A 23,811-nucleotide genomic window follows, 5' to 3' on the forward strand; every position below is an offset into this window, starting at 1 on the left:
TCGGCCCGTCGGGGGCCCGGGGAGGCGTCGGATGAAACTGGTGTGGAGGCGGGCCGTCGAGGCGCGCGGGCTGCTGCTCGCCGCCGCGGTCGCGGCCCTGGTGGCGGTCGCGCTGGTCACCGGCCTCTCCGACTACAACCGCCGAGCGGTCGCCGCCGGGCAGCGGGCGCTGCTCCAGGCGGCGCCCGCCGAGGAGCGCAGCCTGCTGGTGAGCGGGTCGGGCGGTGCCGACAGCACCGCGTACGCCGACCGGGACCGGGCGGTACGCGCCCAGTTCAGCGACGGCCTGGGCGGGGTGCCGGTCACCCTCGCCGCGGCCCGCTACGGCACCGGCCGGGAGCTGACCGGCGACCTCGGCGCGGCCCGGGTCGGCGACGACCCGCTCTTCGCCGACCTCGCCACCCTCGACGACCTCGCCGGGCACGCCGAGCTGACCGCCGGCGCGTGGCCCACCCCGGGGGCGACCCCGCTGCAGGTCACCCTGCCGGAGAAGATCGCCGGCCGGCTCGGGCTGCGCACCGGCGACCGGGTGCCGCTGTTCGACCGCAGCGCCGAGCGGGCCGGCGAGGTGGTGCTCGCCGGCACCTGGCGACCCCGCGACCCGGCCGAGGCGTACTGGCGGCTGGCCCCGGGCGTCGGCGACGGCGGGACGGGCGAGGTCACCTCGTACGGCCCGTTCGCGCTCGACCCGGCCGACTTCACCCGCACCTTCCCCGGCGCCACCTCGGCGTCCTGGCTGGTCGCGCCGGATCTCGCCGTGGTCGAGCCGAGCCGGCTGACCTCGGTCAAGCAGGCCGTCGCCGCGATCTCGGCGCAGCTCCCGGAGGCCACCGGTCTCGGCTCGTCCGCGCAGAGCGTCACCACCATGGACCGGCTGATCGACCGGCTCGGCCGCGCCGACCTGGTCGGCCGCTCCGCCCTGCTCACCCCGCTGCTGCTGATCGTGGTCCTCGGCGGGTACGCGCTGGTGCTGGTCGCCGCGCTGCTCAACGAGGACCGGCGGGCGCAGACCGCGCTGCTGCGCGCCCGGGGAGCCGCCCGCGGCCAGCTCGCCGGCCTCGCCGTACGGGAGGCGACGCTGGTGGTGGCGCCGGCCGTGCTGCTCGCACCGGCGCTGGCCGGCGAGGCGCTGCGCCGGTTCGGGGCCGGCACCGCGGATCTCCGGCTGACCGACGGCGGCGTCGGCCCGGTCTGGGCGGTGGCGGTCGCCACCGCGGTCGGCTGCCTGCTCGCCATGGTGCTGCCGGCGCTGCGCCGGGCCGGCACCTACGTCGCCGACATGGCGGCCCGCTCCCGCCCCACCCGGGGCGCCGCCGTGCAGCGGGCCAGCGTCGACCTCGCCTTGGTGGCGCTCGCCGTGCTGGCCTGGGCCCAGCTGCGGCAGTACTCCTCACCCCTCGCCGGGGCCGGCGGGCGGCTCGGCATCGACCCGCTGCTGGCCGCCGCGCCGACCCTCGGCGTGCTCGCCGGGGCGATCGTCGCGCTGCGCCTGCTGCCCCCGGCGACCCGGTTCGCCGAGCGGTTCGTCGACCGGCGGCCCTGGACGGCGACCATGTTCGGGATGTGGCAGGCGGGCCGGCGCCCGCACGCCGGGCCGGTGCTCCTGCTCGCCCTGGCCGTCGGCGGCAGCACCCTCGCCTGGTCGTTGGTGGCCTCCTGGGAAGGCTCGCAGCGCGACCAGGCCCAGCACCGCGTCGGCGCCGACCTGCGGCTGGTCGAACGCAACGGCGTCGCCCCGGCCGAGCGGGCCGCCGGGCTGGCCGCGCTGCCGGGGGTGGACCGCGTGCTGCCGGCCTGGCGGGACGACGTCCGGGTCGGCCGGGACGACCTCGCCGCGGCGGTGGTGAGCCTGGACGCGGCGGGGGCCGCCGGCACGCTCCGGTTGGCCGACGCCGTCGGCGCGGCGTCCGCCGGCGAGCTGCTCGACCGGCTGGTCCGGGGACGCGCCGCGCCGGCCGGGACCGCCCTGCCGGCCACCGCGCGGCAGCTCACCGGGACCGTCCGCACGCCCGTGGAGTCGTACGGGAATCCGCGGGTGGAGGTGACGGTGCTGCTCACCACCGACGGCGGTACGGCGTGGCGGCTGCCGCTGGCGACCGCGACCGGTGACGGCCGCCGGGTGCCCTTCACCGTGCGGCTGCCCGACACCGGGGGCGTCCCGCTGCGCCTGGCCGGGTTCGAGGCCGACGCGGGCGACGCGACCGGCGGCAGCTACCGGCTGCGCATCGACGGGCTCGGGCTGGTCGACGCGACGGGCGCCCGGTCGCCGCTGGCGCTGACCGGCGGGTGGAACCTCGCCGACACCGGCCAGGGACCGATCGGGGCGGCCCGGGCCGAGGGTGGGACCGTCGACGCCACGTACCGGGTGGTGACCCCCGAGGGTGGCCCGTTCGCCGACCTGCCGCCGTCCCGGTTCGTCGTGGTGCCGGGCGGCGACAACGCGCCGGCGCCGGCGCTGCTGACCCCCCGGACCCGAGCCGCGCTGAACGTCCGCACCGGCGACACGGTCACCGTCTCGATGGCGGGCGTGACCCTGCCGGTCAAGGTGGTCGGCGAGGTCGAGGCCGTTCCCGCGACCGCCGACAGCGGCGGTGGCATGCTGGTCGACCTGCCCGCAGCGACCGACTGGCTGATCCGGCGGCAGGGCACGGTCCGGCCGGTGCCCGAGTGGTGGCTGGCCACCGACGCGGCCGGGCACGGCGCCGCGGCGACCGCGCTCGCGGGGCTGCCCGGGGTGACCGTGCTCGACCGGCGCGCGGTCGCCGCCGAGGCCGCCCGGGACCCGTACTGGCTGGGGGCGCGGACCGGGCTGCTCGCGGCCGCGCTCGGTACGGTGCTGCTGGCCCTGGTCGGCCTGGCGGTCGACGTCTGGGCCACCGCCCGGCACCGGCTGGGCGAGTTCGCCGTGCTGCACACGTTGGGCGCCGCGCCCCGGCTGCTGGCCCGGGCGCTCCTGGCCGAGCAGGCCTGCCTGGCCGGCATCGGGGTCGGCGTCGGGCTGCTGGTCGGCGCCGGTGTCGCGGCGACGATGGTCCCGCTGGTGATCCTCACCCCGGCCGCCGGCCGGCCGGTGCCCGACGCCGCCTTCCGGTTGCCCTGGACACCGATCGGGCTGACCGCGCTCGGGCTGCTGGTGGTGGCCCTCGCCTTCAGCGCCGTCATCACCACCGGCATCCGGCAGCGAATGGCCGTCCGGCAGCTCCGGATCGGGGGAGAACGATGAGCGAGCGCATCATCCGGCTCGGTGTGTCGGGGACTCGTCGCGGCGGCGAGCGAAGCGAGGCGGCGCGATGAGTGTCTTCGGGGTGGTTCGGCGGGTGCGTGCCTACGGCGGGCACTTCCTGCTGCTGGCGGTGCTGACCCTGGTCACCGCGCTGCTGATCACGGCGGTGCCCCGGATCGCCGACCAGCTGACCGGGCAGGGCCTGCGCGAGCACGTCGTCGCGCAGCCGGTGGCCAGCCGGGACGTGCTCTACACCACGGCCGAGGAGCAGGTCCGGGGGACGAGCCGCGCGGTGGCCGCCCCGCGCGCCGGCGAGCTGGACACGCTCCAGCAGCGGATGCCCCCGGCCGTGCGGCAGTCGGTCGGCGAGCGGTGGTACGCGGCGCGGACCGGGTTCACCCGGCTCAGCGGGCCGGACCTGACCGCCGACAAGGGGCTGATCGACCTCAGCGTGCGCACCCTGGGCGGGGTCCGGGAGGCCGCCGGCCTGGTCGAGGGACGGTGGCCGGAGACGGGCGTGACCGGCGACGGCGCCGTCGAGGTGGCCCTCGCCGAGACGGTCGCCGGCCCGCTCGGGCTGCGCGCCGGCAGCCGGCTGCGGCTGTCCGTGCTGGGCCCCGACCGCAAACCGCTGACGGCGAGGAAAATCGTGCTGGTGGGCGTGTTCCGGCCGACCGACCAGAGCGCCGGGGTCTGGGATGCCCTCCCGTCGATGCTGCGGCTCGCCGCGCCCACGGGGGACGGTGAGCCGTTCCTGGGCGTCGGGGTGACCGCCGACGCCGGCTTCGACGCGTTGGCCGGTGCCGGCTGGCCGGTGAGCTTCGCCTGGCGTTACCGGATCTCGCCCGACCGGGTCACCCCCGGCCGGGTCGGCGAGCTGATCGACGGGCTGGCCACCCTGGACCGGACCCGCCCGGCCGGGCTCATCCTCACCCAGGGAGTGGACATCCCGCTGCGGCGGTTCGCCGAATCGCTGGCCGCCGCCCGTACGCTGCTCGCCGTCATCGCGGCCGGGCTGCTCGCCACCCTGGCCGGCCTGACCGTGCTCGCCGCCCGGTTGGCGGCGCGCCGACGCCGGGCCGAGTACGTGCTGCTGCGCGCCCGGGGCGGCTCGACCGGCGCGGTGCTGGGCCGCGGACTGGCCGAGTCGGCGCTGGTGCTGCCGTTCGCGGCCGGCGCCGGCTGGCTGCTCGGCGGCCTGCTGCCCGGCGGCGGCGCGCAGCTGCGCTGGGTGCTGCTCGCTGCCGCGCTCGCGACGGTGGCGCTGCCGGTCGCCGCGCTGACCGGGCAGCGGACGTCCGGTCGAGCCGACCTGATCGGCGCCCGGTCCACCGCGGTCCGGCTCACCGTCGAGGTGAGCCTGCTCGGCGTGGCGGTGCTCGGGGCGTTCCTGCTGCGGCGGCGGGGACTGACCCTCGGCGGGTCGGTGGACCCGCTGCTGGTGTCCGTGCCGGTGCTGGTGGCGATCGCCGCGGCGCTGCTCGCGCTGCGCGCGTACCCGTGGCCGTTGCGGCTGCTCAGCCGGGCCGCCGCCCGAGCCCGGGGCAGCGTCGCCTTCCTCGGCACGGCGCGGGCCGGTCGGGCCGCCGCGACCGCGCCACTGGTGGTGGTGGTGCTGGCGGTCGCGACGGCCGCGTTCTGCGGGGTGGTGGCCGCCGGCATCGAGGCCGGCCGGGACCGGGCCGCCTCCCGCGCCGTTCCCGGGGACGTGCTGGTCGACGGGGAGCGGTTCGCCCCGGACACCACGGCGGCGCTGGCCGGGCTGCCCGGGGTGCGCGCGGTCGCCCCGGTGCTGGTCGAGCCGGCCCAGCGCCCGTACGCCGACGCCGCCGGCCGGTTCGGCGGGGTGGGGGAGACCCGCGTCCTGCTGGTCGACGGCGCGACCTTCGCGGAGGTGGGCCGCCGCGCCGGTGTGACGGTGCCGGACGTGCTCCGCGCCGCCGGTGACGGCTCGGCGCCGCTGCCGGCGCTGGTCTCGCCGGCGCTGGCCGCGGACCTCGCCGACGCGGGGCTCGCCGACGCGGCGGGCCGGCGGCCGGCCTGGCTCGACGTGCAGGGCAACCGGCTGCCGGTGCGGGTGGCCCGGACCGTCGACGAGTTCCCGCTGGCGGACCGGAACACCGAACGGTTCGCGGTGCTGCCCTGGCCGGCGCTGCCGGCGGACGCCCCGCATCCGCTGGTCCCCACCGCTTTCGTGCTGGCCGGCGAGGGCATCGACGCGGCCGCGGTGAGCCGGGTGGTGGACGAGGGGCAGCGCCGCTACCAGCGCGGCGGGGTGGTCACCGGCGCGGAGCGGCCCCGCCAGCCGGAGGTGCGCACCTGGTCGGCCGTGCGGGCGGAGCTCGGCGGCAGCGGGGTGAACGGGCTGCTGGTCTTCGGCTTCGCCATCGGCGCGGCCGGTGGCGCCGCGCTGGGCCTGCTCGCGCTGGCGTTCGCGGTGCTGGCCGGGGCGCGCGGCCGCGGTCAGGTGCTGTCCCGGCTGCGCACCATGGGGCTGTCCCGCCGACAGTGGCGGGCGCTGCTGCTGGTCGAGCTGACCCCGCTGGTGTTGGTCTCGGTGCTCACCGGCGCGCTGGTCGGCGCGCTGCTGCCCCTGTTGTTGTCCCCCGTCCTCGGCCTGCCCGCGTTCACCGGGGGCGCGGCGGTGCGGGTGCGTTTCGAACCCGGTCTGGTCGCCGGCGTGCTCGGGCTGGCCGTGCTGGCCCTCGGCTTCGCGGTCGCCGTCGAGGCCCTGAACAACCGCCGGATGCGCCTCGGTGAGGTGCTCCGGCTCGGAGAGGAGAGCTGAGATGACAGCCATCGCCGAGGCGTCGGTCGTGCCGGACCTGGCCGCCCTGCAACAGCGGGCCGCGCAGCGCGCGGCCGAGCGGGCCGGCGGCCGGGACCGGCTGCGCGGGCACATCGTCTGCGACGGCCTGGTCCGGATCTTCAAGACCGAGGGGGTGGAGGTGGTCGCCCTGCAGGGGCTCGACCTGGTCATCGACCGGGGCGAGCTGGTCGCGATCGTCGGCGCCTCGGGCTCGGGGAAGTCGACGCTGCTGAACATCCTCTCCGGGCTGGACACCCCCACCGCCGGCATCGCCCGGGTCGCCGAGTACGACCTGCTCGCGCTGTCGAACCGGCGGCGGCTCAGCTACCGGCGGAAGATGGTCGGCTTCGTCTGGCAGCAGACCGGCCGCAACCTGCTGCCGTACCTGACCGCGCTGGAGAACGTGGAGCTGCCGATGAAGCTGGCCGGCGGCCGCGGCCGGCGGGCCCGCCGGGAGCGGGCCCGCGAGCTGCTCGACCTGGTCGGGGTCGGCTACTGCGCGGACCGGCGGCCCGGCCAGCTGAGCGGCGGCGAACAGCAGCGCTGCGCCGTCGCGGTGGCGGTGGCCAACGACCCGGAGGTGCTCTTCGCCGACGAGCCCACCGGCGAGCTGGACGAGGCGACCGGCGCGGAGGTCTTCGCCGCGCTGCGGACCATCAACGCCGAGCTGGGCGTGACCATCGTGGTGGTCACCCACGACCACGCGGTGGCCGGCCAGGTCCGCCGGACCGTCGCGATCCGCGACGGCCGGACCGCCTCCGAGGTACGCCGCACCGCCCGGATCGCGGCGGACGGCAGCACCGAGCTGGTCAGCGAGGAGTACGCGGTGCTCGACCGGACCGGGCGGATGCAGCTGCCGGCGTCCTTCGTCGACGCGCTGGCCCTGCGCGACCGGGTCCGGCTCAACCTGGAACCCGACCACGTCGAGGTGCGGCCCGGCGACCGGGCGCAGGCCGAACGGAGTGAGGCATGACCGAGCAGTTGTCCGCGACGCCGGCGGGTGCGACCACCACTGAGGAGGTGGTCCGGGTCGACGGGGTGAGCCGCACCTTCGGCCGGGGCGAGCACGCCGTGCACGCCGTCCGGGACGTCTCGTTCTCCGCCGGGCGGGGCGAGCTGGTGGCGGTGCGGGGCCGCTCCGGCGCCGGCAAGACCACCCTGCTCAACCTGGTCGGCGGGCTGGACCGGCCGGACTCCGGGCGGGTGCGGGTGGCCGGGCACGACGTGACGGCCGCCGGTGAGCGGGAACTGCTGCGGCTGCGCCGGGGGACGGTCGGCTTCGTGTTCCAGACCTTCGGGCTGGTGCCGATCCTGTCCGCGGCGGAGAACGTCGGGGTGCCGCTGCGGCTGGCCCGGGTGCCGGCGGCCGAGCGGGAGCAGCGGGTCGCGGTGCTGCTGGAGCTGGTCGGCCTCGGCGGGCACGCCGCGCAGCGCCCGTACGAGCTGTCGGGCGGGCAGCAGCAGCGGGTGGCGGTGGCCCGCGCGCTGGCGAACGAGCCGGACCTGTTGATCGCCGACGAGCCCACCGGTCAGCTGGACTCGGAGACCGGCCGGTCCATCATGGACCTGCTCCGCGCCGTGGTGCACGCCCGCGGCATGACCGCGCTGGTGGCCACCCACGACCCGGCGCTGATCGAGCTGGCCGACCGTACCCTGACCCTGCGCGACGGCCGGCTGGTCGACGACTGACGCCCGTCGCCGGACTGGCGCTGTCCCGGCAGCCCTCGGCTGCGGGCACGCCGGGCTCCCCGCCCGTCGGTGCCCTTCGCACTGCCTATGAAGCTGATGTCGTAAATGAATCGGCGGCGATGCTGCGGCGGCCCGCTGCTGCGGCGGCCCGCTGCTCCGTTGAATCATCTGCGACATCAGCTTCGTAGCGTCTTTCCGTGCGGGTTGCGGGAGGTCGCCTCCGATTCCCCCGCCCGCCCGCCTGCCGCGCCGACCAGCCCCACTGCCGCGCCGACCCCCCGGGCCGCCCGGTGCCGGCCGACCACCCTTGACCGCTCGGGACGGGAAACGGTCAGAGTGGCAGCTTCATCCCCTCGTGGCTGGCCACGAAACCGAGGTTGCGGTAGAAGCGGTGCGCGTCCGCCCGGGTCTTGTCCGTGGTGAGCTGCACCAGCGCGCAGCCGCGCTGCCGGGCCTGGTCGATGGCCCAGGTCATCATCTGCCGGCCGAGGCCCCGGCCGCGCAGGTCCGACCGCACCCGCACCGACTCGATCAGCGACCGTTCCGCGCCGTGCCGGCCCAGCCCCGGGATGTACGTGATCTGCATGCAGCCGAGCAGTTCGCCGCCGGCGTCCGCGACGACCAGGTGGTTGCGCGGGTCGGCGTCGATCTCGGCGAACGCCTTCTCGTACGCGTCGTCGACCTCGGTGAAGTCGCGGGCCTTGCCCAGCACGTCGTCGGCGAGCAGGGCGATGACGGCGGGCAGGTCGGCCCGGACGGCGTCCCGGAAGATCAGGTCGGTCATACCGGCAGCCTGGCACAGCGACGCCGACCGATGTGCGGGCGTGGGTTGCCGGCACCGGGCAGCATGTGCGCCATGGAGCTCCTGCTGCTGCCGTTCCGCTGGATCTACCGGGGTCTCGTCTGGTTCGCCAACTCGCCGCGGACGCTGATCATGTCGTACCTGCTGATGATCGTGGTGGCAGGGGTGCTCTACAGCCACGCGGAGCGCAAGAGCGCCGCCGACTCGGTGTGGTGGGCGGTGGTCACCGCCTCCACCGTCGGGTACGGCGACATCTCGCCCAGCACCACCGAGGGGCGAGTCCTCGCCGCGCTGCTCATCTCCACCATGGTGCTGCTGGTCATCCCGCTGATCACCGCGCACTTCGCCAGCCGGCTGATCGTCGACGACGACGCCTTCGAACACGACGAGCAGGAGGAGCTCAAGGCCGACGTGCGCCGGATGCGCGCGCTGATCGAGGAGCTGGCCGCCCGGCAGGGCATCGAGGTGCCCGAGCCGGAGCGCCGCGAGCCGCTCAACGCGCCGGGCAGCGCAGCCCCTCTCTGGGAACGGTCAGCGAGATCAGGTAGGCGTCGACGGCGGTGGTGACGCAGGCGGTCTGCGGGTACGCGGTGTGCCCCTCACCCTCCCAGGTCAGCACCCGGCCGACGCCGAGCATCGAGGCCAGCGCGGCGGTCTGCTCGTACGGGGTGGCCGGGTCGCCGGTGGTCCCGACCACCACGATCGGCGGCGCCCCCACGGCCTTGCCGGTCGGGTACGGGTCCCGCTGGCCGGGCCACTCCACGCAGCCCAGCATGCCCACGGCCAGCGCCGGACCGAAGAGCGGGTACTTCTGCCGCCACTGCGACTGCAGCTGGCGGATCTGCTCCCGGCTGGGCTTCTCGGTCTCGTCGGCGCAGTTCACCGCCAGATTGGCGTCGAAGAGGTTGGAGTAGTGCCCGTCGTCCTCGCGGCCCGCGTACGCGTCGGCGAGCTTGAACACCCCGGCCGGGTCGCCGGCCTGGAGCTGGTCGATCGCCAGGGCCAGCTCCTGCCACCCCGACTCGGTGTAGAGCGAGGAGATGACCGCGTAGAAGACCCAGCCCGCGGTGGCCTCCCGCCCATCGCCGCCCCGGACCGGGGAGACCTTCGCCTTGTCGATGGCGGCGGTGACCGCGCCCCGGGCGTCCGGGGCGATCGGGCAGCGGCCGGCGTTCGCGGCGCACCACCGGTGGAAGTTGCCGAACGCCCGCTCGAAGCCCTTCGCCTGGCTCTCCGACCCGGCGATCAGCTTCTGCTGCGGGTCCACCGCGCCGTCGAGCACCAGGGCCCGCACCCGGTCCGGGTAGAGCTGGGCGTAGGTCGCGCCGAGCAGCGTCCCGTACGAGTAGCCGAGGTAGGTGAGCTTCTCGTCGCCGACCGCCGCGCGGACCGCGTCCATGTCCCGGGCGGCCTGCTCGGTGCCGTAGAGCGGGAGCTGGTCGCCGTACCGGTCGCCGCAGCGCTGCCCGATCCGTCTGTTGAGGTCGACGAAGCCGTCGAACGCGGCCTGGCTCTGTGGGTCGGGGTCGTAGCCGAAGCTGGCGTCCAGGTCGGCGTCGGGGATGCACTTGACCGGGCTGGACCGCGCCACTCCGCGCGGGTCGAAGCCGACGATGTCGAAGCGGTCGGTCACCGCGGCCGGCAGCCCGCCGAACGCCGAGCCGAAGGAGAGGTAGACCGCGGTGTCCACGCCGGACGCGCCGGGGCCGCCCGGATTGACCACCAGCGACCCGATCCGGTCGTGCTGCTTGTTCGACCGGATCCGCAGCAGGGCGATCTCGAACGTCTCCCCGGTGCCCGGCCCGGCGGTCGCGCCGGTCGGGGCACCGCTGCCCCAGTTGCGCGGCACCAGGACCCGCGCGCACTCGTAACGCATGCCCGAGGCGCCCCGGCCGACCAGCTCGTCCGGCACCTCCGGGCAGGCCCGCCAGGTCGGCGCGCTGCCCGGGGCGGCCGCTTCGCCCTGACCCTCGGTCCGCGGGGCGAACGCCGGCAGCGTGCAGCCGGCGGTGACCACCACCGCCGCGGCGAACCCGCCCAGGGCGAGCCGGGCGCGGCGGATCCGGTCGGAGTAGCGGGTCACGTGGGAGCCTTCCGTGATCGGGTCGACGGCCAGGCTACGCCGGGCCCGAGGCACTGCCGACGGTCGCCGCCGGGTCCCCGCGCAGCACCTGGTCCACGTCGTAGCGGACCGGGCGCTCCAGCTGGTCGTAGCGGCAGGAGCGGGGATCGCGGTCGGGCCGCCAGCGGACGAACTGGGCGGTGTGCCGCAGCCGGTCGCCCTCCATCGCGTCGTAGCCGACCTCGACCACCAGCTCCGGGCGCAGCGGCTCCCACTCGAGGTTCTTCGTGCCCGTCCACCGGCTCACCCCTCCGGGAATGCGCTGGCCCCGCTCGTGGTCGCCGTGCACCCACGGGTGGTCGCCGGCCACGTCCCGGTACGGCTCCAGCTCGGTCAGCAGCTCCTTGCGGCGGGCCGCGGTGAACGAGGAGCTGACCCCGATGTGGTGCAGCACCCCCGCGTCGTCGTAGAGGCCGAGCAGCAGCGAACCGACCACCGGACCGGACTTGTGCCAGCGGAAGCCGGCCACCACCGCGTCCGCCGTGCGGGCGTGCTTGACCTTGAACATCAGCCGCTTGCCCGGCTCGTACGGCAGGTCGGCCGGCTTGACGATCAGGCCGTCCAGCCCGGCGCCCTCGAAGACATCGAACCAGCGGCGGGCCGTCTCGGGGTCGGTGGTCACCTGGGTGACGTGCACCGGCGGGTGGACCTTGGCCAGCGCCTGCTCCAGCCGGGCCCGGCGGTGCGGGTAGGGCTGGTCGAGCAGGGCCTCGTCGTCGATGGCCAGCAGGTCGAAGGCGACGAAGTCGGCCGGGGTGGTCTCGGCGAGCAGCTTGACCCGGGAGGCCGCCGGATGGATGCGCTGGGCGAGCAGCTCGAAGTCGAGCCGGGGCTGGCCGCCCGCGCCGTCCCGGCGGATCACGATCAGCTCGCCGTCGACCGCGCACCGCTCCGGCAGCTGCGCCCGCGCCTGCTCGACCACCTCGGGGAAGTAGCGGGTCATCGTCTTGCCACCGCGGCTGGCCAGCTCGACGGAGTCACCGTCCCGGAAGATGATGCAGCGGAACCCGTCCCACTTCGGCTCGTACGTCATGCCGGGGGCGGTGGGGAGTTGGGGCACGCTCTTGGCCAGCATCGGCTCGACCGGGGGATTGATCGGCAGGTCCACGGCGACCAGTCAATCAGACAGGGCCGACCGCCGTGAGGCAGATCACCGCCGGTGCGGGGCGGCGTGTCCCCGCTCGGGCCCGTTCGTCATCGGCGTGCGGATGATGAAACCGCAGGTCAGAGCTAGTTTCGCCGGGTGCGGGAGTGGGTGTGCGGCTGTTGCGGGCGCTGGCGGGTCAGCGTGGAGCTGATCCGGGGGCGGTACCGCTACCGGTTGGCGCACCGCTACCGGCCGGAGTTCGGCGGCGGCGTGAACGTCGTCGGCGAGGTCTCCTCGGTCGCCGAGCTGGAGGAGTTGCTGCGCCGGCACGCCCCGGTCGGCCTGGCCGACCTGCGCGAGGCCGCCTGACCCGGCGCTCGCGGATCATCGTCGCCGGCACCCGGCGGAGCCGACCGGCTCACGCATCGCTGCGCGCGGCTGACCAGCGACTTCTCCAGCACGGCCACCCGCCGAGCCCACCACGGCCGGCCGCGACCGCGCCGGGCGGCCCGCCCGCGCCGGCCGTACGCTGGCGGGGTCCGACTCGACGATGGGGGTGCCGACCGTGCCGGAGCTGACCTACCCGGACGTGGGCGCCACCCGCGAGGGTCCGCTGCCGCCCGGCTGGCGGCATGTCCGGCACCGGGTCCGGCTGCCCGCGGAATCGTTCACCGCCGCCGGCGCGGCCGTCCTCGGCTGGCGGCTGCACCGGGCGGCCGGCATCCGGATCGAGGCGGACGCGCCGCGGGCCGCCCCCGGGGTCCGGGTCGTCTCCCGCCTGGGCGTCGGGCCGCTGCGGCTCGCCGCGCCGTGCGCGGTGGTCTGGGCCGTCGACGACGAGCGGCGGGCCGGCTTCGGGTACGGCACGCTGGCCGGGCACCCGGCGCGCGGTGAGGAGGCCTTCGTGGTCACCCGGGACTCCTCCGGCGCGGTCTGGTTCGAGGTACGCGCCTTCAGCCGTCCGGACCGGTGGATCATGCGCGCCGCCGGGCCGCTCGGCCGGGCCTTCCAGCGCGGGTACGCCTGGTGGCTGGGCCGCACCCTGCGCCGTCTCTGCGCCGACGGCTGACGCCGCCCCGAGGGCGGGGGTCAGAAGCGGGCGAAGGAGCGGATCGGGGCGCGCGGGCCGTAGCGCGGGGCGTGCACCCCGCTCGCCTCCAGCAGCAGGCAGACCCGCCCCCGATGGCCGCGGAACGGCTCCAGCAGCGCCAGCATCCGGGCGTCGTCCCCGCGCGGCTCGCCCGCGAGGGCCCAGGCCACCGTGTTCGGGATGTGGTAGTCGCCGACGCTGACCGCGTCCGGGTCGCCGTACGCGATCCGCACCACCTCGGCGGCGGTCCACGGGCCGATGCCGGGGATCGCGGTCAGCCGGCGGGTGGCCTCCTCGGCGTCCGCGCAGCGCTCCAGCCGGTCGGCGGCGGCGGCCGCGCGGCGCAGCGTCTCGGCCCGCCGCTGTTCCACCCCGAACGGGTGGAAGACCCAGTACGGGGTGGCGGCCACCGCGGCCGGCTCCGGGGGCAGCAGCAGCGGTTGCAGGGGCCCCGGCGCCGGCTCGCGGAAGTGCCGCACGGTGGCCGCGTACGCCCGGTAGGCCTCCTTGCCGGTGACCTTCTGCTCGAAGACGGCCCGCAGCAGCCGGGGGAAGACCTGGCCGGTGGCGGGCATCCGCAGCCCGCCGTGCTGGGCGGCGAGCCGGGCCACCACCGGGTGCGCGGCGGCGAGGTCGGCGAAGCCGGTGAGGTCGTCGCGGAGTCCGGCCACCGCGTCCGCCCGGTCGACCACCCAGCCGGCGCCCGGTCCGTACCCCTCGGCGACCAGCTCGCCGGCCGTCTGCCGCAGCATCAGGGTGGCCGGCCCGTCCGGGGTGCGGGTGGCCCACCAGAAGGTGCCGGCGGCGATCCGGGCGCACGGGTCGTACGGGCTGAAGGTGAGCGCCCGGACCGAGGCGGCCAGCCGGTAGCCGGCCGGCGGGCGCAGCGTCCGGCGGGCGGCGGTTCCGGAAGGAGTCACCCGGACACTCTGACAGGTCGGCCGAGGTGCGTTGCCTGCGGCTCGTGGACTCACGGGCGAATGAGCTCGGCCGATCAGGTATCGGCCCCTCATCCGGAAGGTCCTACTTGTCGAACGCGAATCATCGGTCCGGTGGCCAAATGCCGCGTAACCCGCGTGGTCCTGCTGTTAGGGAGGTGAACGGCTGGTGTTTCAGAGATGAATCCGTTGCTAACCTCTCAATCTGTCGTTGCCCGGGATGAGGTCTCCTCACCATCCCATGCCCGTTGTGCGGGTGTGGTGGGAGGAATTCCGGTAGCGGCCAACGGGGATGTAATGAGAAGGGCGATCAGCGATGCGTGCTGCCTCTGGGTCTGTCCACGTACCGGATCCGGCGTTGCCGGCCTCGCCCTTCGGGCCCTGACATGACGGGGAGAGCAGCGGTCGTCACGTCTGACGGACCGCTCCGATGATCGCGCTCAAGATCTACCGCAGCCTGCCGCAGGGAATGCGGCGCCAGCTGCTGGAGATGCTGCCCCAGCACCGCCGGCTCAGCCTCGTGCGCACCCTCACCCGGCCGAGCGGCGGCGACACGGTGCATCCGCTGGGCTCGCGGGTCACCGTCACCGACGGTGGCGTGCGGACGGTGGCCGAGGTGGTCGTCGCGGCGACGCCGCTGGAGATGTGGCACCGCAACCTCACCGCGGTGACCACCGCGTTGGAGGCAGCCGGGATCGACCACCACTGCCTGCGCAACGACGACTACCTGCGCAGCTCCGTGGCGGTGCTCGACGACCGGCGGGCCGAGGTGCTCCGCCTGGTCCGCGGCGCGCCGGCGCTGTCCGGCGCGCACGTGCACGTCGTCGAGGTACGGCCCGGGCGCAACCAGCCCGACCTGGCGCCCACCGAGGTGATCCAGGTGTGGTTCCCGGTGACCGACGCCCGGGCGGGCGTGGTCCTGGGTGCCCAGTTCGCCTGCGAGATCGAGTTCTGGGCCCGGGTGGGCGACGTCGTCCGCGCGCCCCGGCACAACGCGGTGGTCGACGAGGCGCCGGCCCGGGCCGAACCGGTCCGGGTGGCGGCCGCGCTGATCAGCCACTTCGTCCCCGAGGCGGACGACCACACCTACCGCACCCGCCGCGACCTCACCGTGCGGGCCCCCGACCGGGTGGGCTTCCCGATCGACGCCGTCTTCACCTGGGTCGACGGTTCGGATCCGGAGTGGCTGCGCCGGAAGGCGGACGCGCTCGGCGCGCCCGACGGCATGCTGCACGCCGTGGCGGCGAACAGCTCCCGCTACCACAACCGGGACGAACTGCGGTACGCGATGCGCTCGCTGCACAGCTTCGCGCCCTGGCTCCGCCGGATCTTCCTGGTGACCGACAGCCAGCTGCCCAGCTGGCTCGACCCGAACCACCCGATGGTCACCGTCGTCACGCACGCCGAGCTCTTCGCCGACCTCGGCGGGCAGTCGTCGTTCAACTCGCACGCCATCGAGTCCCGGTTGCACCGGATCGAGGGCCTCGCCGAGCACTTCCTCTACTTCAACGACGACGTCTTCCTGGGCCGGCCGCTGCTGCCGACCCACTTCTTCCACGCCAACGGAATCGCGAAGTTCTTCCTCTCCCCGGCCCAGTTCGGCCTGGGGGCGGCCACGCCCAGCGACCCGCCGGTGAACGCCGCCGGGAAGAACAACCGCCGGCACATCCAGCGGCAGTTCGGGGTCACCATCACGCAGAAGATGAGGCACACCCCGTTCGCCCTGCGGCGCAGCATCATGCACCAGATCGAGGCCATGTTGGCGGCGGACGTGCAGGCGACGGCGCGGCACCGGTTCCGCCACCACGGCGACCTCTCCATCCCGTCCTCGCTGCACCAGTACTGGGCGTACCTGACCGCGCAGGCGGTTCCCGCCGACATCGAGTACGAGTACGCGGACCTCGGCCACCCCTCGACCCCCGCCCGCCTGGCCGAGCTCCTGGCCCGCCGGCACCGGGACGTGTTCTGCCTCAACGACACCGACTCCGACCCGCGGGCGATCGAGGAGCAGGAGAACATGTTGGCCGACTTCCTGCCCCGCTACCTGCCTTTCCCCGCGCCGTTCGAACTACCGGACGACGCGGTCGCCGAGCGCCGGAAGGTCGGCGCCACCGCCCTGTGGCGACGGGCCTGCGGGGCCGACCGGGAGGGACCGCAGGTGGACGCGGCGACGGTGCCCGCGCTCCGGGTCGGCCCTGCGGTGGACGCCCCCACCACGCCCTCGCTCCGCATCGGCACGCCACGGGCCGCCCACCGTGGAATCTCCGCGCAGCCCGGCGTGGAACCCTCTGTGAAACTGGGAGAGCGACCAGATGCCTGATCGCCTTGAATGGGTCGGGCCGCTGGTCGCGCTCGGCCGCCGCGCCGCCCGTCTGCCCCGTGGTGCGCGGAAGCACGCCATGCCTGTCGGCCGGCCGCGGTCCATGGCCGTCATGGCACATCAGGACGACGACCTCTACTTCCTCAATCCGCTGCTGGTGAGCCAGTTGCGTGGCAGCGAGGAACACCTCACGGTCTGCCTGACCGCGGGTGAGGCCGACGGACGCAACGCGCCGGGCGGCACCCCGGAACACGCTGCCGCGCTCGTGGACTTCGAGGCCTTCGCGGCCGCCCGGTACAACGGGCTGCGGTGCGCTTACGCCGACATGGTGCTGGGTGATCCGGACGCCAAGTGGCGCCGGGAGGTGACCACCCTGACCGGCGGCGCGGAGGCCGACATGTCGGTCCTGGTCGACGCGCCGCACATCCGGCTGGTCGCGCTCAACCTCTGGTGCTCGCCCCCCGCGGGCGCCGCCCCGGGCGCCGGGTCCCTGCCCGAACTCTGGACCGGGCAGGCGGAGTCGAACCCGACGATGATCCCGCTCGGCTCGCCGGTCTCGGCCCAGCACAGCTACACCCGGGAGAGCCTGATCGAGTCGCTCGTGCTGCTGCTGGAGCGTTTCTCCCCGACGCTGCTGTGGACGATGGACCCGGATCCGGACCCGCAGGTCCACAACCGCGCGAATCCGCGGCACGCGGACGCCGAGGGCTACTCCGACCACAGCTTCCACACCGCCACCGGCCTCTTCGCCCACGAGGCGGTCGCCCGCTGGTTCGCGGCCGGTGGAGGCCGCCGGACGTCGGTTGAGGCTTTCCGTGGCTACTACGTCCGGCGCTGGCCGTCCAACCTCAGTCCGGAGGCGCGTGCCGGCAAACAGCGTTACAAGGACGTGTACGGCTGGGCCGACCGCCGCCCGAGCGACGATCCCGCCGGCCTGGGCGACTGGAAGGTCAGCGGGGATCTGATTGCCAGTGGTAACGCCTCCGGCACCACACTGCGCTATCCCGGCTCGCGGTCCTGGGCCGGTCCAGGGGGCGACGGCCGGCTCTCGGCCTTCGCGGTGCGGGGTGGACAGGTGGTGCACTGGCGGGAGGGTCGCCCCGGCGAGTTCGCCGGGAGCCGGCGGGTGCCGGGGCGCAAGCTGCTGCCGCACGTCGACGCCGTGCCGACCGCGGACGGCGGCTGGCGCCTCCTCGCGGTGCGGCAAGGCCTGACCGCCGACCCGGACCGGCACGTGCGGGACCTGTGGACGATCCTGCTGCCGGCCTCCGGCGACTACCAGGATGTGCGGTGGGAGTCGTTGGGCAACCCCAACGCGCAGAGCGCGCCGGCGAAGCGACGCCACATCGGGATGCCGCAGGCCGTTCCGCTCGCCGATGGCCGGCTACTGGTGCTCACCAGGAACGCCGGCAAGGGGCTGAGCGGGCGGCTGTACAACGGCTCGACCTGGACGCCGTGGCGGGACCTCGGCGGCCGGGACACCCAGGACGGTCTGACCGCGGTGGCCCTGGACGACGGGTCGGTCGAGGTGCTCGCCGCGGGACGCAACGGCATCGCCCGCTGGCTGGTCTCGCCGGCCGAGTTCACCGCCGAGTACTCGGTGGTGCCCACCGAGGCGCCCGCGGGCCCGCCCACCGTGGTGCGGCTCCCCGACGGCAACAGGATGCTGCTCTGCCGCTGCCGGGACTCGGCGTCGGTCGTGTCGTTCCGCACCCGCGGCGACGGCCGGGCCTGGGACCCGTCGAGTCTCGTCGACCTCGGTGGGCAGGGCGGGCCGGGCCCGATCGCCGCCCGGTTCGTGCCGGAGGCCGGTGCGGTCCTGGTCGCCGCCCGGGACGACGCCTCGGCGACGAGCCTGATCTGGGTGGAACCGGACGGCCGGGCCCGCGGCGCGTGGCTGCGGGAGCCGACCCCGATCGCCGGTAGCCATGCCGTGTCGGTCGACTCCTCCGGACGACCGGTCGTGCTGGCGGTCTCCGCCGGCGGCGGGCTGCTCACCATGCCGGTGGCCCGCACGACGTCGTCGGTCACCTCGATGAAGGACGTACCGTGAGCGACGCATTCTCCGGCCCGCAGACACTCCCGGCCCCGGCGGTCCCCGCGCCGGCTGCCTGGCCGGCGCCGTCCACTCCGGCCGGTGAACCGGACGACGTCCGCGAGGTGCTGGTGGACGGGGGACGCAGCCGCCGCGCCCACGTGCACGCCGACCTCACCCCGCTGCGCGCCCGTCAGCTCAACGTCACCGAGGTGACGGCGGCGTTGGCGGCGCACGGGGTGGATCACTTCCTGGTCCGGGGGATGGACGACCGGACGCCGGTGGTCGGCGTCAGTGAGGAGGACCGGGTCGCGGCTCTCGGCGCCCTGGAGAAGCTCGGTGCGGCCGGCGCCTGCTACGTCAGCCAGGTGCTGCCCAAGCCGCCCATCGTCGGCGCGCTGCGGGACGCCGCGGACCCGGCCGTCTGGGCGGAGCTGCACCGGGCCCGGGCGCTCAAGATGACCTGGTTCCGGGTCGACCCGACGGTGAAGCTGGTCCTCGGCGCCGCGTACGGGTGCGAGGTGGAGTTCTGGCGGCCGGACCGGAAGGCCGACGTGCTCCGCGCGCCGCGGCGCAACCGGATGATGCCGGCCGTCTCGATGGCCGGCGTGCCGGTGGAGGTCGGTGAGCACCGGTTCACCCGACTGGCTGCGGCGACGAAGCCGGGCCCGCGCTTCCGCACCCGGCCGGAGTTCGACCACCTGCTCCCGGACGACATCGACTTCCCGATCGACGTCGTCTACACGTGGGTGGACGGCGCGGACCCGGAGTGGCAGCGCCGCCGGGCCGACGTCAAGGGCGAGGCGTTCCACGCCGAGGCTGCCAGCGAGTCGCGCTACATCAACCGGGACGAGCTGAAGTACTCGCTGCGGTCACTGCACCTCAACGCCCCCTGGATCCGCAACATCTACATCGTGACCGACCGGCAGCGTCCGGCCTGGCTCGATCTGAGCGCGGGGAACATCTTCCTGGTCAACCACGAGGACATCTTCACCGACCGGGACGCCCTGCCCACGTACAACTCGTGCGCGATCGAGAGCCAGCTGCACAACATCGACGGCCTCGCCGAGCACTTCCTCTACCTCAACGACGACATGTTCTTCGGCCGGCCGCTGGCGCCGCAGACGTTCTTCCTCGCCAACGGCAACACCAAGTTCTTCCTGTCCCAGAACCGGATTCCGCTCGGCCCCATCACCAGCGCGGACACCCCGGTCGACGCGATGATCAAGAACAACCGGCGGCTGATCGAGGAGCGGTTCGGTCGGATCCTGACCCAGGGCAGCCAGCACGTGCCCTACCCGCTGCGGCGCAGCCTCCTCGCGGAGATCGAGCGCGAGTTTCCGGTGGAGCACGCCACGACGGTGCACAGCCGGTTTCGCAGCCCCACCGACCTCACCATCACCTACTCCCTGCACCACTACTACGCCTTCCTGACCGGGCGGGCGCTGCCCGGCCACGTCAACTACGGCTATGTACAGCTCGCGGTGCCGGACCTCGGGGCCCGGCTCAAGCGCGCCGAGGCCCGGCGGGACTGGGACACGTTCTGCATCAACGACGCCTTCTCGACGTACGCGCAGCTCCAGCAGCAGATGGCCATCCTGGAGCCGTTCCTGGAGGCGTACTTCCCGGTGCCCAGCCCGTACGAGTCGGCGGACCCGCGGTGAAGTTCTCCTTCCTCATCCACAACTTCTACGGGGTGGGTGGCACCAACCGGGCCGTGCTGAACCTGGCCACCGCTCTGGTCGAGGCCGGCCACGAGGTCGAGGTCGCATCCGTCTTCCGCCGGCTCGACCGCACCATGTTTTCCGTGGACGGGCGGATCACCGTCGTGCCCCTGGTGGACACCAGACCCCGGCGCCCGGACCGGTCGAGCCCGAGACACCGGGAGCCCTCGACTCTCATCCCGGAGGCGGAGGAGTTCCACCTGCAGTACAGCCGGCTCACGGACGAGCGGATCATCCGCTATCTGGGCTCGACGAATGCCGACGTCGTGGTGGGCACCCGGCCGGGGCTCAACCTGGCCGTGGCACGGCACGCCCCGGAGCACGCCGTCCGCGTCGCCCAGGAGCACATGACACAGGACCTGATCGACGAGGCGCTCAAGGCCGAGATCAGCCGGGGTTACTCGCGGATAGACCTGGCGTACACCGTGACCCACGCGGACGCGACCGCGTTCCGCACCGGAAATCCGGTCCCGGCCCTCGGGATCAAGGTGCTGCCCAACAGTTCGCCGTCGCCCGGCCTGGCGGCGGCCGACGGGCGGAACAGGATCGTGGTGGCAGCCGGTCGGCTGGATCCGATCAAGCGGTACGACCGCCTGATCACCGCGTTCGCGCGGGCGGCGGTGGACTGCCCCGGCTGGACGTTACGCATCTACGGTGACGGCGAGCAACGGCAGGCACTCGCGGCGCTGATCCGCGAACTCGGCGTCTACGACCAGGTCCAGTTGATGGGCCGCCGGGACGACATGTCGACGGAGTGGGTGAAGGGAGCCATCGCCGCGTCGTCCTCCGCGCGCGAGTCGTTCGGCATGACGATCGTGGAGGCGATGCGGCTTGGTCTGCCGGTGGTCAGCACAGACTGCCCCGTCGGCCCGCGCGAGATCATCGACGACGGCGAGGACGGACTGCTGGTCCCGAGCGACGATCTCGACGCCTACACGGCGGCGTTGCGCACGTTGATGCGCGACGACGACCTACGGGCCCGGATGGCGAAGATGGCCCTGGTCAACTCCGCCCGGTTCGACCCGGCCCCCCTGGCGGCCCAGTTCGCCGACGACTGCGCGGAGGTGCTCGCCGTACGTCGCGGGGAGACGCCTCGGCCTCGCCGGGTGGTCCGCCGGACGCCGAGGAGGGGTCTCTCCCGTTCTCTTCTCGCCCGGGGCGGCGAACTGCTCCGCGAGCCGGACCTCGTCCGGACCCTTGCCGACCCGGTGCTGCGCGGGATTGCCGGGAACGACCTCGCCCGCCGGGCCAGCATGGGAGTGCTCGTCCGGCTGGCCCGGGTCCAACGTGCCCGGGGCGCCAGCAGCCGGTTGCAGAACGCGATCCGCCGGCGCGTCTTCGACCCGGCCGGCGGCCCGGTCGCGGACTGTGTGGTCGAGCCCGACCTCGGACTGCGCTGGACGTTCGACGCCGCGACCTGTTCCCGGGACGCCTCGATGGTGTTACGGAACCGCGACACCGTCGAGGTCGTCAGGGTGCCGCTCACCCCGTCCCACGACGGCCTCCAGTTCGTCGGGATCCTCGACGCGGATGCGCTTTCCGAGGGCCGGTGGAACGTCCACCTGGTGGACGGCAAGGTCCGGCGCCGGGTACGCCCGCACCAGCTCGACAGCCGGGTCCTGGCCAGTGGCGTCGACGGTTGCGCTGCAGAGAACCGGCGAGGGGTACGGGCTCACCTCCCCTACCGCACCACGGACGGCTTCCTCGCCGTGCGCAGCTGGGTGCGCGGGAGCCACGCCGAGGTGCGTCGGGTCGAGCTCGACGGCCAGCACATCACCGTCGCTTTCACCTGGCACGGACCGGACACCCCGGAATGCGCAGTGCTCCGCCGTCGGGGCGACCAGCCGGAGTCGCTCACCGTGCCCACGCGGACCACGGCCGACGGGACCCTGTGGATGGCCGTTCCGCTGTACCCGCTCGCCGACCTGCGGCTGAGCCGCTACGAGGACTGGGACATCCAGCTCCGGCAGCGGGACGGCTCCGAGGTGCGGCTGGGACGCTTCGTGGACGACGTCGTGGACAAGAAGCGCACGTACAACTACCCGGAGGTGCACCTGTCCGACGACGTCACGCTGGACCTCGTCGAGGAGGATCCGACCCCGATGCTGCGGGTCCGCCCGTACTACACGATCGACAGTGAGTTGTCCGTCGTGGTCGTCGACCGGCCGTAGCCGCTGTCTCGGAGGAGCAGACGAGGATGAGCGAGCAGGGACGGCGACCGTCGGAACCGCACCGAGCCGTCGCCGAGCCGTCGAGGTTCGTGGACGCCTACCGCCGGGTGCTCAGTCCACAGGCCCGCCGGGCGATCGCCAGGCGGCTCAGCCCGCACACCCGGCACCAGATGAAGCAGTGGGTGGCCCAGGTGACCGGGGGCGGCCAGCCGGCCGTGCGGCGGGACGACCGGCTGGCCCGCCGCCAGCCGGAGCTCCTGGCCGGCAGCGACCGGGTCGTGATGATGGTGGACCGGCGGGCCCGGGTGGCCGGGGTCCGTCCGGACGCTTCGCCGTGGACCGCCCGGGCCGCCAACCTGGCCGCGGTCACTGCGGCGCTCGCCGAGGCCGGGGTGAGCCACTTCTGCGTACGCGGCCGCTCCGACCGCAACGCCGTGGTCGGCGTCGACGCCGCTGACCGCGAGCGGGTGTACGCGGCGCTCGCCGAGGCGTGCCGCCGCCGGCCCGGCTACGTCGCCGAGGTGACCGGCAACCAGCCGCGGTCGTCCGCGCCCGGCTTCGAGCCGGCGGCGTGGCGGCGGTTGCGCGACGCCGCCGTGCTGCGGTTGACCTGGTACTGGACGGACCCGCGGCACCGGCTGGTGCTGGGCGTGCCGTACGGCTGCGAGGTGGAGTTCTGGAACCGGCGGGAGGACCGGCTGGTCGCCCCGCGGCGCAACCTGGCCGCGGAGGAGATTCCGGCGGCGGGCGCGGTGGTCCACGCCCCCGCCGACCTCTTCACCGCGCTCGGGCCGGCGGCGCCGACGGTGACGGTCCGGACCCGGCCGGAGTTCGCGATCCGGCGCCCCGACGACGTGACGTTCCCGATCGACGTGGTCTACACGTGGGTGGACGGCACCGACCCGGAGTGGCTGCGCCGGCGCGCCGAGGTGGCCGGTACGCCGTACCACGCCGAGGCGGCCAGCGCCGCGCGGTTCCTCAGCAGGGACGAGCTGCGCTACTCGCTGCGTTCCCTGCGCACCTACGCCCCCTGGGTGCGGACCGTCTACCTGGTCACCGACGACCAGGTGCCGCCGTGGCTGGACCCGTCCACCCCGGGGCTGCGGGTGGTCAGCCACCGGGAGATCTTCACCGATCCGTCGATGCTGCCCACCTTCAACTCGCACGCCATCGAGAGCCAGCTGCACCACATCGACGGTCTGTCGGAACACTTCCTCTACTTCAACGACGACGTCTTCCTGGGCTGCGAGGTCACCCCCCGGGACTTCTTCCTGGCCAACGGCATCACGAAGTTCTTTCCGTCGCCCGCGCTGGTGCCGCCCGGGCCGCCGTCGGCCGACGACATCCCGGCGTCGGCGGCCGGCAAGAACAACCGGGGGCTGATCGCGGAGCGGTTCGGCACGGTGCTCACGCAGAAGATGAAGCACATGCCGCACGCGCTGCGGCGCAGCGTGCTGTACGAGATCGAGGAGACGTTCCCCGCTCCGCACCGGGGCACCGCGGCCAACCAGTTCCGCGGCGTCACAGACATCTCGATCGCCTCGTCGTTGCACCACTACTACGCGTTCCTCACCGGGCGGGCGGTGCCCGGCGAGCTGGAGTACAGCATCGCGGAGCTCTCCCATCCCGACACGCCCGCGCGACTGGCGCACCTGCTGGCGAAACGGGATCGGCACGTCTTCTGCCTCAACGACGCGTTCTCCACCGAGGAGGACCTCGCCGCTCAGCTGTCGATCCTGACGCCATTCCTGGACACGTACTTCCCGGTCCCCAGCCCCTGGGAGAGGGGCTGACGGTCCAG

16 protein-coding genes are annotated in these 23,811 nt (G+C 74.5%); 12 read left to right on the forward strand and 4 right to left on the reverse strand.

What is annotated here, in order from left to right:
* The first annotated feature begins 31 nt into the window (after positions 1 to 31).
* The 4 genes from ACFOYX_RS24125 to ACFOYX_RS24140 all read left to right on the forward strand — a co-directional run bounded on the left by ACFOYX_RS24125 (position 32) and on the right by ACFOYX_RS24140 (position 7,721).
* A complete protein-coding gene (locus ACFOYX_RS24125) occupies positions 32 to 3,223 on the forward strand; it encodes an FtsX-like permease family protein (protein ID WP_322439161.1) in 3,192 nt (1,063 codons plus the stop codon).
* A gap of 67 nt (positions 3,224 to 3,290) precedes the next feature.
* Positions 3,291 to 6,011 carry an FtsX-like permease family protein gene (locus ACFOYX_RS24130; protein ID WP_322439160.1) on the forward strand — a complete coding sequence of 907 codons (2,721 nt, stop codon included), beginning with the start codon at positions 3,291 to 3,293 and terminating at the stop codon, positions 6,009 to 6,011.
* A gap of 1 nt (position 6,012) precedes the next feature.
* Positions 6,013 to 7,005 carry an ABC transporter ATP-binding protein gene (locus tag ACFOYX_RS24135; RefSeq protein ID WP_322439159.1) on the forward strand — a complete coding sequence of 331 codons (993 nt, stop codon included), beginning with the start codon at positions 6,013 to 6,015 and terminating at the stop codon, positions 7,003 to 7,005.
* Positions 7,002 to 7,721 (forward strand): ABC transporter ATP-binding protein, encoded by a 720-nt coding sequence (locus tag ACFOYX_RS24140; RefSeq protein ID WP_109803232.1) that lies wholly within the window; start codon positions 7,002 to 7,004, stop codon positions 7,719 to 7,721. Before ACFOYX_RS24135 ends, ACFOYX_RS24140 begins: the two co-directional genes overlap by 4 nt.
* A 331-nt stretch (positions 7,722 to 8,052) precedes the next feature.
* Here the strand turns inward: ACFOYX_RS24140 and ACFOYX_RS24145 are convergent, their stop codons facing one another.
* Complete coding sequence (locus ACFOYX_RS24145; RefSeq protein WP_322439158.1) at positions 8,053 to 8,505, reverse strand: GNAT family N-acetyltransferase; 453 nt, start codon at positions 8,503 to 8,505, stop codon at positions 8,053 to 8,055.
* Positions 8,506 to 8,577: 72 nt separating this feature from the next.
* Between ACFOYX_RS24145 and ACFOYX_RS24150 the strand changes: the two genes are divergently transcribed.
* Positions 8,578 to 9,090 carry a potassium channel family protein gene (locus ACFOYX_RS24150; RefSeq protein WP_322439157.1) on the forward strand — a complete coding sequence of 171 codons (513 nt, stop codon included), beginning with the start codon at positions 8,578 to 8,580 and terminating at the stop codon, positions 9,088 to 9,090.
* Here ACFOYX_RS24150 and ACFOYX_RS24155 read toward each other — a convergent pair.
* Entirely contained in the window at positions 9,017 to 10,585 is a 1,569-nt protein-coding gene (locus ACFOYX_RS24155; RefSeq protein ID WP_322439265.1) for an alpha/beta hydrolase, read from the reverse strand. The two genes, ACFOYX_RS24150 and ACFOYX_RS24155, sit on opposite strands and share 74 nt — an antisense overlap.
* A 55-nt stretch (positions 10,586 to 10,640) precedes the next feature.
* A complete protein-coding gene (locus tag ACFOYX_RS24160) occupies positions 10,641 to 11,753 on the reverse strand; it encodes an ATP-dependent DNA ligase (RefSeq protein ID WP_322439156.1) in 1,113 nt (370 codons plus the stop codon).
* A 135-nt stretch (positions 11,754 to 11,888) separates the two neighbouring features.
* Between ACFOYX_RS24160 and ACFOYX_RS24165 the strand changes: the two genes are divergently transcribed.
* A complete protein-coding gene (locus ACFOYX_RS24165; RefSeq protein WP_109802966.1) occupies positions 11,889 to 12,101 on the forward strand; it encodes a hypothetical protein in 213 nt (70 codons plus the stop codon).
* Between the two features lie 196 nt (positions 12,102 to 12,297).
* A complete protein-coding gene (locus tag ACFOYX_RS24170) occupies positions 12,298 to 12,801 on the forward strand; it encodes a DUF1990 family protein (protein WP_236648080.1) in 504 nt (167 codons plus the stop codon).
* A 20-nt stretch (positions 12,802 to 12,821) separates the two neighbouring features.
* On the opposite strand, the gene ACFOYX_RS24175 is transcribed toward ACFOYX_RS24170, so the two are convergent.
* Positions 12,822 to 13,742 carry a DNA-3-methyladenine glycosylase 2 family protein gene (locus ACFOYX_RS24175; RefSeq protein WP_322439155.1) on the reverse strand — a complete coding sequence of 307 codons (921 nt, stop codon included), beginning with the start codon at positions 13,740 to 13,742 and terminating at the stop codon, positions 12,822 to 12,824.
* Between the two features lie 448 nt (positions 13,743 to 14,190).
* Between ACFOYX_RS24175 and ACFOYX_RS24180 the strand changes: the two genes are divergently transcribed.
* From ACFOYX_RS24180 to ACFOYX_RS24200, 5 genes are all read left to right on the forward strand, one after another.
* A complete protein-coding gene (locus ACFOYX_RS24180; RefSeq protein ID WP_322439154.1) occupies positions 14,191 to 16,080 on the forward strand; it encodes a stealth family protein in 1,890 nt (629 codons plus the stop codon).
* Positions 16,081 to 16,192: 112 nt separating this feature from the next.
* Positions 16,193 to 18,133, forward strand: coding sequence for a PIG-L family deacetylase (locus ACFOYX_RS24185; protein ID WP_322439153.1), 1,941 nt, complete (start codon positions 16,193 to 16,195; stop codon positions 18,131 to 18,133).
* Positions 18,130 to 19,779 carry a stealth family protein gene (locus ACFOYX_RS24190; protein ID WP_322439152.1) on the forward strand — a complete coding sequence of 550 codons (1,650 nt, stop codon included), beginning with the start codon at positions 18,130 to 18,132 and terminating at the stop codon, positions 19,777 to 19,779. The genes ACFOYX_RS24185 and ACFOYX_RS24190 overlap by 4 nt, the downstream gene beginning before the upstream one ends.
* The gene (locus ACFOYX_RS24195) at positions 19,776 to 22,010 is read left to right on the forward strand and encodes a glycosyltransferase family 4 protein (protein WP_322439151.1); all 2,235 of its coding nucleotides are present in this window, start codon (positions 19,776 to 19,778) and stop codon (positions 22,008 to 22,010) included. Before ACFOYX_RS24190 ends, ACFOYX_RS24195 begins: the two co-directional genes overlap by 4 nt.
* 26 nt (positions 22,011 to 22,036) lie before the next feature.
* A complete protein-coding gene (locus ACFOYX_RS24200) occupies positions 22,037 to 23,803 on the forward strand; it encodes a stealth family protein (protein WP_322439150.1) in 1,767 nt (588 codons plus the stop codon).
* Positions 23,804 to 23,811 lie beyond the last annotated feature (8 nt).

It is taken from the genome of Micromonospora sp. GCM10011541, assembly GCF_042650725.1.
GTDB classification, from domain to species: Bacteria; Actinomycetota; Actinomycetes; order Mycobacteriales; family Micromonosporaceae; genus Micromonospora; species Micromonospora sicca.